An 11337-nucleotide genomic window follows, 5' to 3' on the forward strand; every position below is an offset into this window, starting at 1 on the left:
CGCATGGCCGAGGCCGCGGCAGCCGACCAGCTGTCCGCCGCGCTCGCCGCGGCCGGTGCCGCGCCGCCCACCCTCCCCGAGTTCTGCGCGAGCTCGGGGATGGCGCCCGCCCAGGCCCGCAAGGCCGCGGCGGCCCTCGAACGCGACGGGCGCGCCGTGCGCATCGACTCCGAGCGTTTCTACGACGCCCAGGTGGTGGCGGGCCTGCGCGAGGTAGTGGCAGGCGTCATCCGCGCGAACGGCCCGGCCACCGCCGCCGACCTGAAGGACGCCATGGGCGTGAGCCGCAAGTACGCGATGCCCCTGCTCGAGCTCTTCGACGCCACCGGCCTCACCCGCCGCGAGGGCGACCTCCGCGTGCTCGTCGAGCGGTAGGACGCGTCGGGCTTGCTCGCCTGCAGCGGCCGAGCAAGCCCGACGCCGCAGGCATCCGCGTTCCCGCGATGGACCTGCGCCCCGCATCCCGGGCCGCCATCGCAAGCGCACGGGAAACAACCTCGTCGCGACGCGAAGTTTCCCCTTCCCTTCGCGCGCGCATCAGGTATCATGTCCATCACTGCGGGCGGCTCCTCACCAGGCCGCCCCTTCACGGAGATGGATGGGGCCTGGTGGCTCCCGCGGCCTTCAAAGCCGTTGTGAGGCGCGCAGAACGTCTCGGGTGTGTTCGATTCGCACACATCTCCGCCAGAACACGACGCGGGCCCCGCAGCCAGAAGGCAGCGGGGCCCGCTCTTCGTCATGAGCGCCCTCCGGCGCGCCTTCCCTATCCCTCGCCGCGTTGCCAGGCAGTGGGCTCGCGGTCGAGCAACCCGAGCGCGTTCAGGTAGGTCTGGCGCAGGAACTCCCCGCGCGCGGGGGTACGCAGATCCTCGAAGCCGCGCACGTCGGCCAGCTTGGCCGCCGTGAACGCGACGTGCTCGGGACCGCAGGTAGTGCCGCGCAGGGGCTCGGGCGTCATGTAGGGCGCATCGGTCTCGGTGAGCAGCCGGTCGGCCGGCACCAGCTTGGCCGCCTCGCGCACCTCCTCCGCCTTCTTGAACGTGAGCGGCCCGCCGAAGGCGATGAAGCAGCCGGCGTCCACCCAGCGCGCGAGCTCGGTGGCATCAAGGTTGAAGCAGTGCAGCAGCGTGCCCGCCTCCGGGAAGCCCTCCTCAGAGAGGAGGGCGAACCCGTCGTCATGCGCCTCGCGCATATGGAGCACCACCGGCAGGCCGGCCTCCTTCGCCAGGCGGATCTGACGGCGGAAGGCCTCGCGCTGCGCCTCGCGCGGCGAGAGGTCGTAGTGGTAGTCGAGCCCCACCTCGCCGAGCGCGCTCACGCGGGCGTCATGGAGGCGCTCGCGCAGCACGGCCTCGAGCGCGTCGTCGTAGTGCTGGGCGTTATGGGGATGGCACCCCACGGCAATCCGAACCCGCGGCACGCGCGGGATGGGCACGCCTCAACAGTGGCGGCCGATGGTGCGGATCTCGATGGCCGCCTTGAACGCCCAGTCGTCCAGGCGCTCGAAGGTCTCCGCGCCGTCCTCCCACACATCCACGATGGTCTCGACGAACTCCACCTTGTGCAGGGCCGCGCGCGCCAGCGACAGCGGCGGGTCGGGCAGCATCTGCAGGTGCGCGTGCGAGTCCGCGATGGGCGTGTAGATGATCGGCGAGGCCACCACCTCCCATTCCCCGTTGCGCTTCTTCTTCCGGAACAGCCCGTCCCTGAACAGCGGCTCGACTTCCCTTTCCATGGCGGCTCCTTCCCGTCCGCTCGCCTTCGCTCGCGCCGGCCGCGCGGGCTACTCCATCTCCAGGTCGATCTCGTCGGCGTCCAGGCGCGGGAACAGCGGATCGCCCGTCTCCACCAGGTTGCCGGCGGGCAGCTGGCCCCAGGCGGTGGCCGCCTCGATATCGTCCACCTGGGCGATGTCGCCCAGGTTCAGGCGACGGAACACCTCGGCCGACGTGGACGGCGCGAAGGGCGCGAAGTACAGCGCCAGGATGCGGATGGCCTCGAGCAGGTTGTACATGACGAAGGCCAGCTCGTCAGCGCGCTCCGGGTCCTTGGCCAGCTTGAAGGGCTCGGTCTCCTCGATGTAGCGGTTGGCGCGGGCGGCCAGGCGCTGGGCAGCCGCCGCGGCGGCGGTGAAGTCCACCTGCTCCATGGCCGCGTCGTAGGCCGCGTAGAGCCCTGCGGCCTCGTCGCGCAGCGGGTTCTCGGCGCCCGCCAGCGACGCCGGCACCGCGGGCACGAGCGCGTCGAAGTACTTCTTCGTCATGTTGAACACGCGCGACACGAGGTTGCCCCACGTGTTGGCCAGCTCGTTGTTGTACACCTGCACCATGCGCTCGAGCGAGATGGACCCGTCGTGGCCGAACTGCACGTCGCTCATGAAGTAGTAGCGGTAGGCGTCCACGCCGAAGGCGCGCACGAGGTCGGCCGGCTTGACGGCGTTGCCCTTGGACTTCGACATCTTCTCGCCCTTGGTGAGCAGAAAACCGTGGCCGAACACCGTGTGGGCCACGGGCAGCCCGGCTGCCATGAGCATGGCCGGCCAGATGACGCAGTGGAAGCGGATGATGTCCTTGCCCACGAAGTGGTACTGCATGGGCCAGGCGGCGTCGAACTCGCCGGGGCGGTCGGGATCGGCGTAGCCGATGCCCGTGAGGTAGGCCAGCAGCGCGTCGGCCCACACATAGGCCACGTGCCCCTCATCGAAGGGCAGCGGCACGCCCCAGTCGAAGGTGGAGCGGCTGATGGAGAGGTCCTTGAGACCGCGGCTCACGAACGAGACGATCTCGTTGCGGCGCGACTCGGGGCGGATGAAGTCCGGGTGCTCCTCGTAGAACTTGAGCAGCGGCTCCTGGAACTCGGAGAGCTTGAAGAACCAGTTCTCCTCCCCCGAGGCCATCAGCTGCACGGGACGCTTGCAGTCCGGGCAGACGAAGGTGCCCTCCTCGTCCTTCTCCAGGTCGCTCTCGGCGTAGTAGGTCTCCTCGTGGACGCAGTACCAACCCTCATAGGCGCCCTTGTACAGGTAGCCCTTGTCGTAGAGGTCGGTCCAGAACTTCTGCACCGTGCGCGCGTGGCGCGGCTCGGTGGTGCGCACGAAGTCGGTGTAGGTGATGCCGAGCATCTCCCACGCGTCGCGGAAGGCCGGCTCCATCGAGTCGCACCAGGCCTGCGGGGTCATGCCGTGCTCGGCGGCCACGTCGGCCACCTTCTGGCCGTGTTCGTCCATGCCGGTGACGAAGGCCACCTCGCGCCCGTTCATACGCTGGTAGCGCGCCACGGTGTCGGCGGCGATGGTGGTGTAGGCCGTGCCCAGGTGCGGCGCGGCGTTGACGTAGTAGATCGGCGTGGTGAACGCGTAGGTTCCCTTGGTCATGGGGCGGCTCCTCGTGTCGGGGCGCGGCGGCTGATGACGCACGTCGGCCCGCCTGCATACAGCCGCTCATTGTACCACGAGCCCCCGACCGAGCGCCGGATGCGCGCGCCAGCGCGCCTGCCGAAGCGCACCCGCCGGCGCCGCAACGCCGCGACCGCACGCGTACCGCGCGTACCGCGTCCGCCGGCGCGCCGGATGCGCGTGCCAGCGCGCCTGCCGCCGGAGCCCGCCAGCGCCACCGGGGCACGCCCGTCAGCGCGCGCCGGAACGCTAATATGCGCCAAAGTGCACAAAATTCACGACTTTGTGCGCACATCGACGACTTCGGGGGCGCGCTGCCCCCGAAAATCCGGGCATTTCCGCCCTATTCCGCCCCAAAAGCCCGAAAAAGCACCCCTAAAAGTCGCAAACTCGCAAATTCTGTGCACTTCAGCGCCAATCTACGACACTGGTCAAGCCGCCCCCCGTCACTCCCCATTCTTTACAAAAGAGGAAAAAAGGAAAAAATGGGAAAAAAGGAAAGGAACGAGCCATGCGCCAGGACACCATCTTCTCGCCGTCGTTCGGCAACCGGCCCTCGCAGCTAGTCGGTCGCGAGGACGTCTTGTCGAGCCTGCTCGCGGGGCTGCAGACCACGCCGGGCAGCCGCGAGCGGGCAGTTGTCATGCTGGGCCAACGAGGGTCGGGCAAGACGGTCCTTCTCTGGGAGCTGGCCGACCAGGCGACCGCGGCAGGATTCGCCGTCGCGACGCCGACCATCGCCGCCGAGGGTATGGTCGGTCGCATCGTCGAGAAGATCCAGGACGCTGGCAGCCGCTACGTGAGCGAGCGATCAGCCCGCGTGACCGGCGGTAGCATGGGCGCGCTCGGGTTCTCCGCCGGGCTTCAGTTCACCCGAGACGTGCAGGAGACGAAAAGCGACGCCTACAAGCTCACGCACCTTTGTCGCCGTCTGACGGAGAGAGACCGCGGCGTGCTCGTCCTCGTCGACGAGCTTCAGGCCAACTCGCCCGAGGTGCGCTCCCTCATCGCCACCTACCAGGAGCTCGTGGGCGAGGGCCAGAACATCGCGCTCGTGATGGCCGGACTGCCCGGAGCGGTGTCCGCCACGCTCAACGACCGCGTGCTCACCTTCCTGAACCGCGCGCGCAAGGTCACGCTTGAACCCCTCGGGTTCTCCGAGGTGGATGCCTTCTTCCTGCAAGCTTTCAGGACGCTGGGGCTGGCCGTGGGAGACGACCTGCGCCGCCGAGCCTCCGAGGCAACCGAGGGCTCTCCCTATCTCCTGCAGCTCGTCGGCCACAACCTTGTCCTCTACGCGGCCGACGACGGCACCGTCGATGAAGGCGCGCTGGAATCAGCGCTCGAATCAGCACGGCGCGACTTCGAGAACGACATCTGCGAGACCACCCTGGCGAGCCTCTCCGATCAGGACGTCGCCTTCCTGCGTGCCGTCGCCGCCGAGGGCGGACGGGCGCGGATGTCCGCCGTCGCCAAGCGCATGGGCGTCACCCCCGACTACGCCCAGAAGTACCGTAAGCGCCTCCTCAATGCCGGCGTGATAACCGCCCCCGAACGCGGCCGGGTGGCCATAGCGATCCCCCACCTCACGGGGTACCTGCAGCAAGGGTGAGGGTTACTTTTCGCAGTCGTCCCCGCCTTCGCAAGGCGCCACCTCCACCACGAACGCCCGGGGATTGGCCATCTCCAACTCCGCCAGATAGCCCTTCAGCTTCAGGCACATAGGCGCATACGTCGCCAGGGTGATGCCCCCCGATATCACGCCGCCTATGAGGGGAATGACCTTGGAGACCCCCTTTGCAAAGACATCCCTGGTCATCTTAACCCCAAGGTATCCTGAAACCTTCTTCACCACCGGATAGACGACTCCCTTGGTCAGCGCCTTCTGCGCGATCTGCTTCTGCGCGGCCCCGGCGGCGTTCTGCGCGATCTTCGCCACCGCATCGGCCGCCCCGTTCGCGCCGAACATAACCCCCATGAAGAGGATCAGGAGGCTCTTGGCCTCGTCATCTAGCTCCTCGGCGGTTCCCTCGAAGATATTCTCCCACCCATAGAGATACGCGAGCTTCTGGCTTATCCGGATTACGTGGGCGAAGTACTGAGCCAAATCAGCGGGCACGGTTCCCGCCGCCGCCAACCCGCCTGGAAGGCCCGCCACCGCGGACAAGGCCGTCACCTTGGTCGCCTCGTAGCGAATAGAGGCGTCCGCGATGGGACTCAGCTCATCCGGAGAGATGCCAGCGGCCGCCGGAGACGACGCTATCGCCAAGGCGACAACCTCCGGGGAGAACTTCCCCCGCAACGCGCTGGCAAGGTACTTCTCGCGGCTGATCTTCACTCCCGGGATCTGCGCTGCCGAGGCTATCACTATCTGAAGCGTCTCGACAGCCTGTCCCTCTGCCTCCTCTTCCGCCACTTCGGCTCCTCTCTCGCTTTCCTTCGCCGGTCGATACCGCCTGTTTAGCCACCATGGCGCCTTAGCTGTCAGCGAGAATCCTACTCCGCCGTCCCCTCGATCTCGAACTCGATGGCGTAGCCCTCGGGGAGGGCGGCGCCGAGGAGGGCTCGCACGGATTCCTCGGCGTTTGCCTGAGCCTCGGCGAGCACGTCGCCAGCAAGCGCGGCGGCCTCGGCCTCCTGGCGCGTCTTGTCGAGGTACTGGGTGACGTCATCCACGTGGAGGGGGTTGAAGAGGCCCTCCTGCTCGTGGAGCGTCTTGAAGCTCTCCGTGTCAATGGCGTCGGAGAGGATCTGCGCCGGCGGCAGCGTCACGCGCACCGTCGTGCCCTCGACTGCGATGGACGCGTCATCCAAGTTGACGCCCGCCTTGACGCTCCCCGTGTACGTGAGGATGAAGAACTTCTCCGTGAAGGGGATGTCAACCAGGTCGAAGAGCGTGTTGCTGCTCGACACCTTCTCGGCGACGGTATACGACTGCTCGGCCGTGGCGAGCTCGCTGATCTGCGCGATCTCCTCCATCAGGATGGCCGCGTCCACCTCGTCGCCTTCGCGCTGGTCGGGAGGATTGTAGGTGAAGAGGAGGGTCACGACGACGGCCCCGACGACAAGCCCCACAACGACGCCCCCGACGAACGACTTCAGACTGCTCCCGGCACGCTTTCGCGCCATGCCTCTCCCCTTCCCTCTAGCGTTTCTGATAGCTTCATAAAAGAAGCCGCTATAATCATCCTAGCATAGAAAGGCGAGCCGAGAGCGGGGAGTTATGAGCACCATTGCCAATATCATCTGGATCGTGCTGGGCGGCATCTTCACCGCCCTCTGGTGGTGCGTGGCAGGCGTGCTGTTCTACGTGTCAATCATCGGGATTCCGCTAGGGCGGCAGGCGTTCAAGATGGCGGCGCTCACGCTGGCGCCCTTTGGCAAGACCGTCGAGTACGGGGGCGGGGCGCCTTCGCTTGTCGCCAACATCGTCTGGGCCCTGCTGGCGGGAATCCCGATGGCGCTGGCCTATGCCGTGGGAGGCGCCCTGTTCTGCGTCACCATCATCGGGCTGCCGCCGGGGATCCAGCTGTTCAAGATGGCCAAGCTCTCGCTGCTCCCCTTCGGCGCCGTCGTGCGCTGACGCACTGCGGGGCGTGGCGGGATCCAACGCCAAAGGGGCCGCAGCCACTCTTTCGCGCGAAATTGGCACTCTTTGGCACTTCGGTACGCCTGTGCGCCTCGTCGAGCGCCACGCTGAGGCCCCGCGGAAATTCTCACCTGGGGAAACGCCGACGATCCCCGCCAGGCCGCACGCTGCGGGCTCGCCAGACCGTACCGAAGTGCCAAAGAGTGCCACTGCAGCGACTTTTTCTGGCAGCGAAGACACGTCGAGGCCCCGCGCTAGACGGTGCACAGCACCCGCGCGCGGCGTTTGCGTCCCTAATCCGCCAAAAAGCGAGGTTGTGCGCCCACCGACAAGCGCCAATTCTCCTGTCGCAAAGTGAGCCGCAGCCTTTTCCAGGGCAAACGCAAACGAAACACGCCCTCGTCGATAATGCGCCCGCCGCCACCGGCCAGAAACGACGCACAACCTCGTTTTTTGGCGGATTCGGGACGTCTTCCCCGCACGGCCGGCTCCGGTGCAGCCACCCGAGCTATCGGCTGCATCGGCGATCTCCGTCAGCGCGGCCACGCATCCGTTGGCCGCACCGCCAGCCCCGCGCGCGGCCACGCAGCCGCTAGCCGCACCGCCAGCCGCCCGTGCGGTGCCCGCGCGCCCACAGGCGCTAGGCCGCCCCCCCTACGCGGGAGCGGCGTCGGAACCGGACGCGCCCGGCGCGCTCCCCCAGCGGCGGACGCGGGGGCGACGCGGGTCGTCGGGCAGGATCGCCATCACCAGGCGCACCATGAGCGAGACGAGCGGCAGCCAGATGAGCGTCATGGCCACGTTGAAGCAGGTGTGCGCGTTGGCGATCTGGCGCGCGATCACCTCGAGCTCCGGGCCGGTGGGCGGAATCATCGCGACGAAGGCGGAGAACGGCCCCACCAGCCCCACGAACAGCAGGCACCCCGACAGGTTGAACAGGCAGTGCGACAGCGCCACGCGCTTGGCGTCACGCGACTGGCCCACTGCGGCGAGCAGCGCCGTGATGGTGGTGCCCAGGTTGTCGCCGAGCAGGATGGGGATGGCGCCCTCAAGCCCGATGACGCTCGTCACGCCGTCAGGCCCCGGCTGCGACGCGAAGTTCTGCAGCACCGCGATGGTGGCGCTCGAGCTCTGCACGATGAGCGTCATGAGCGTTCCCACCACCATGCCCAGCACGGGAATATGCGCGACCTCGCCGATGAGCTGGGTGAACACGGGGCTTGCTGCGAGCGGCTTCATCGCGTCGCCCATGGTGTCGATGCCGAGGAACAGCAGGCCGAAGCCGAACACCGCCCGCCCGATGGCGCGGGTGCGCTCCTCCTTCGCCAGCGACATCACAACGAAGCCGGCGAACACGAAGGCCAGCACGTAGTCGGACAGCTTGAACGCGATGATCTGCGCCGTGATGGTGGTGCCGATGTTGGCGCCCATGATGATGGGGATGGCCTGCGGCAGCCGCATGAGGCCGGCGCTCACGAAGCCGATGGTCATGACCGTGGTGGCCGACGAGCTCTGCAGCACGGCCGTGGCCAGCGCGCCGGCGAGCACGCCCATCACCGGGTTGCGCGTCACCGCGCCCAGGATGGCGCGCATCCTGTCGCCTGCCACCTCCTGGAGGTTGGAGCTCATGGCGTTCATGCCGTAGAGGAAGATGGCCAGGCCGCCCAGCAGCCCCAGTCCTACCGTCAGCACCTCGTTCATCAGGCTTCCTTCCCTGCGTCTTGGGTTCTCTCGTTACGCGAGCAGGATAGGCGCCGCGGGTAAGGCGCAGGCGAGGGTTTTGTAAGACTTGGGTAAAATCGCGCCGACGCACAGGGGCCCCGCACGTGGCGGGGCCCCGATGGGAAAGGCACGCGAGCCGTGGGGCGGACGGAGCCCGTCCGCGGCGAGGATCGCTTAGTGCTACAGCTCGTCCTCGTCCTCGACCAGCTCGACGGCATGGTGGTCGTGCTCGCCGATGTCGCTCACAGGCTTCTCGAGCCCCTCGATCACCAGGTTGTGCTTCTCGGCATAGTCCCACAGCGCCGCATGAATGGCCTCCTCGGCCAAAAGCGAGCAGTGCACCTTCACCGGCGGCAGCCCGTCGAGGGCCTCCATCACGGCCTTGTTGGTGACCTCGAGCGCCTGCTGGATCGTCTTGCCCTTGACCAGCTCGGTGGCCATGGAGCTGGTGGCGATGGCCGCTCCGCAGCCGAAGGTCTTGAACTTGGCGTCGCGGATAACGCTGTCGCCGTCGATGTCCAGGTAGATGCGCATGATGTCGCCGCACACCGCGTTGCCCACGGTGCCGCAGCCGCTGGCGTTCTCGATCTCGCCGACGTTGCGCGGGTTGGTGAAGTGGTCCATGACCGCCTCGGAGTAGTTCATAGCCATGAGGGCCTCTCTTTCGCTAGCTGGGAAGGTTAGGCGGCCATCCGCTCGATGACCGATTCGACGTTGCCGCGCTGGTAGTCCTCGTACAGCGGGCTCATCATCCGCAGGTTGTCGAGCGTCTGCTTGAGCGCGTCGATGGCGAAGTCGACGTCCTCGCGCGTGGTCTCGCGGCCGAGCGTCATGCGCAGCGAGCCGTGGGCTATCTCATGCGGCAAGCCGATGGCCAAGAGCACGTGGCTCGGGTCGAGCGAGCCGGAGGTGCAGGCGCTGCCCGACGACACGCAGATGCCGCGCGCGGCCAGCTGCAGGAGCATCCCCTCGCCCTCGATGAACTCGAAGGAGAAGTTGACGTTGTTCGACAGGCGGCTCGTGGCGCTGCCGTTGAGGCGCGCATGGGGGATCTCGGCGAGGACACGCCCGATGGCGTGGTCTCGGAGGGCCGTCTGGCGGGCGCGCTCGTCGGCAGCCTCGGCGCAGGCCAGCTCGGCGGCCTTGGCGAAGCCCACGATGCCGGGCACGTTCTCGGTGGTGGCGCGGCGCCCGCGCTCCTGCTGTCCGCCGTCGATGAGGTTGGCCAGGCGCAGCCCCTTGCGCGCGTAGAGCATGCCGACGCCCTTGGGGCCGTTCAGCTTGTGAGCCGATGCGCTCAGAAGGTCGATGCCCAGGGCGCGCACGTCAATGTCCTCGTGGCCGAAGGCCTGCACGGCATCGGTGTGGAACACGACGTCGTGCGCATGCGCGATGGCCGCCAGCTCGGCGATGGGCTCGATGGTGCCGATCTCGTTGTTGGCGAACATGATGGAGGCGAGGATGGTGTCGGGGCGGATGGCGGCCTCGAAGGCGGCCGGGTCCACCAGGCCGTCACCGTCGACGGGCAGGTAGGTGACCTCGAAGCCCTCCTTCTCGAGCGCCTGGCAGGTGTGCAGCACCGCATGGTGCTCGATGGCGCTCGTGATGAGGTGGCGTCCGCGCGAGGCGTTGGCGCGGGCGAATCCCTTGAGGGCCCAGTTGTCGGCCTCGGAGCCGCCGCTCGTGAAGTACACCTCCGCCGGCTTCGCGCCGATGAGCCCGGCGAGCGTAGCGCGGGCCGCGGCCACGGCGTCAGAGGCGCGCTGCCCAGCCGGGTAGAGCGACGAGGGGTTGCCGAAGTCCTCGGAGAAGTACGGCAGCATGGCCTCGAGCACCTCCGGGCGAACCGGGGTGGTAGAGGCGTTGTCCAGGTAGATCTGCTTCATGTCTCTGTCCTCGTGACTATTGTCTAGTAGTTTACTGGACTTTAATATATACTGGCGCCAATCAATGTCAAGCGTTTTAGTGGATTTTGTTTTCAGCGACAGAAAATCCCCTCGTTACCGTAGGATTCAAGAAGAAGCACGACGGAGGAGCATCCGATGAAGATATCGACGAAGACCCGCTACGGAATGCGGTTCATGATCGACCTGGCGCAGCATCACGGCGAGGGCTGCGTGGCCCTCAAGGACGTGGCCGAGCGCCAAGGCATCTCGAAGAAGTACCTCGAGCAGGTGGTGGCGCCCCTCACGGGCGCAGGGCTGCTGCGCGTCACGCGCGGCTACCAAGGCGGCTACGAGCTGGCTCGCGCGCCCGAGAACATCACGCTAGCCGACGTCGTGTCCGCCAGCGAGGATGGCTTGGAGCTGCTCGACTGCATGAGCGGCGTCTTCTCCTGCGAGCGACGGGACGGCTGTCTCTCACAGCGCATCTGGGGCGGCCTCGAGCAGGCCATCCGCGACTACCTGGCCGGCATCACCCTCGCAGAGGCCGCCGACGACGAGCTGCGGTAGCAAGCGCGAGGGTGCGCATGCGGCCTACGAGCGCGGGGGGTGCGGATGCGGCCCGCAGGCGCGGGGAGGCGCGGGGATGCGCGGGGATGCGGGTGCGGCCCCCCACGGGCGCGGCGGATGCCAGGTGCCGGGCGGCGGACGCGGGGGGCGCGGGGAGGCGCGGGGATGCGCGGGGATGC

At 67.6% G+C, this 11337-nt stretch carries 12 protein-coding genes and 1 tRNA gene; 5 read left to right on the forward strand and 8 right to left on the reverse strand.

What is annotated here, in order from left to right:
• Both D1643_RS07880 and D1643_RS07885 read left to right on the forward strand, forming a co-directional pair.
• The coding region (locus tag D1643_RS07880) for a SelB C-terminal domain-containing protein (RefSeq protein WP_201751035.1) at positions 1-375 on the forward strand (375 nt) is incomplete at its 5' end.
• Between the two features lie 215 nt (positions 376-590).
• Positions 591-687: transfer RNA gene (locus D1643_RS07885), tRNA-Sec, on the forward strand.
• A gap of 76 nt (positions 688-763) precedes the next feature.
• Here D1643_RS07885 and D1643_RS07890 read toward each other — a convergent pair.
• Genes D1643_RS07890 through metG form a run of 3 tightly spaced genes read right to left on the reverse strand, consistent with a single transcriptional unit; the run spans position 764 to position 3373 of the window.
• Positions 764-1420: a TatD family hydrolase gene (locus D1643_RS07890; RefSeq protein WP_160710103.1), complete on the reverse strand. Its 657-nt coding sequence runs from the start codon at positions 1418-1420 to the stop codon at positions 764-766.
• Between the two features lie 18 nt (positions 1421-1438).
• A complete protein-coding gene (locus D1643_RS07895) occupies positions 1439-1735 on the reverse strand; it encodes a nitrate ABC transporter substrate-binding protein (protein WP_160710104.1) in 297 nt (98 codons plus the stop codon).
• A gap of 48 nt (positions 1736-1783) precedes the next feature.
• The gene (gene metG, locus D1643_RS07900; protein ID WP_160710105.1) at positions 1784-3373 is read right to left on the reverse strand and encodes a methionine--tRNA ligase; all 1590 of its coding nucleotides are present in this window, start codon (positions 3371-3373) and stop codon (positions 1784-1786) included.
• A gap of 532 nt (positions 3374-3905) precedes the next feature.
• Here metG and D1643_RS07905 point away from each other — a divergent pair.
• Complete coding sequence (locus D1643_RS07905; RefSeq protein ID WP_160710106.1) at positions 3906-5006, forward strand: ATP-binding protein; 1101 nt, start codon at positions 3906-3908, stop codon at positions 5004-5006.
• A gap of 3 nt (positions 5007-5009) precedes the next feature.
• Here the strand turns inward: D1643_RS07905 and D1643_RS07910 are convergent, their stop codons facing one another.
• Positions 5010-5810, reverse strand: coding sequence for a hypothetical protein (locus D1643_RS07910; RefSeq protein ID WP_160710107.1), 801 nt, complete (start codon positions 5808-5810; stop codon positions 5010-5012).
• An 80-nt stretch (positions 5811-5890) separates the two neighbouring features.
• Positions 5891-6523, reverse strand: coding sequence for a DUF4230 domain-containing protein (locus tag D1643_RS07915; RefSeq protein ID WP_160710108.1), 633 nt, complete (start codon positions 6521-6523; stop codon positions 5891-5893).
• Between the two features lie 94 nt (positions 6524-6617).
• Between D1643_RS07915 and D1643_RS07920 the strand changes: the two genes are divergently transcribed.
• Positions 6618-6977: a YccF domain-containing protein gene (locus D1643_RS07920; RefSeq protein WP_160710109.1), complete on the forward strand. Its 360-nt coding sequence runs from the start codon at positions 6618-6620 to the stop codon at positions 6975-6977.
• A gap of 660 nt (positions 6978-7637) precedes the next feature.
• On the opposite strand, the gene D1643_RS07925 is transcribed toward D1643_RS07920, so the two are convergent.
• From D1643_RS07925 to nifS, 3 genes are all read right to left on the reverse strand, one after another.
• On the reverse strand, positions 7638-8684 hold the full coding sequence (locus tag D1643_RS07925; RefSeq protein ID WP_160710110.1) for a Na/Pi cotransporter family protein: 1047 nt from the start codon (positions 8682-8684) through the stop codon (positions 7638-7640).
• Between the two features lie 201 nt (positions 8685-8885).
• Complete coding sequence (gene nifU, locus D1643_RS07930) at positions 8886-9350, reverse strand: Fe-S cluster assembly scaffold protein NifU (protein WP_160710113.1); 465 nt, start codon at positions 9348-9350, stop codon at positions 8886-8888.
• A 35-nt stretch (positions 9351-9385) separates the two neighbouring features.
• Complete coding sequence (gene nifS / locus D1643_RS07935) at positions 9386-10591, reverse strand: cysteine desulfurase NifS (RefSeq protein ID WP_160710111.1); 1206 nt, start codon at positions 10589-10591, stop codon at positions 9386-9388.
• Positions 10592-10747: 156 nt separating this feature from the next.
• Between nifS and D1643_RS07940 the strand changes: the two genes are divergently transcribed.
• On the forward strand, positions 10748-11158 hold the full coding sequence (locus D1643_RS07940; RefSeq protein ID WP_160710112.1) for an Rrf2 family transcriptional regulator: 411 nt from the start codon (positions 10748-10750) through the stop codon (positions 11156-11158).
• The last annotated feature ends 179 nt before the right edge of the window (positions 11159-11337 follow it).

It is taken from the genome of Enterorhabdus sp. P55 (genome assembly GCF_009911695.1).
Taxonomy (GTDB): Bacteria; Actinomycetota; Coriobacteriia; order Coriobacteriales; family Eggerthellaceae; genus Enterorhabdus.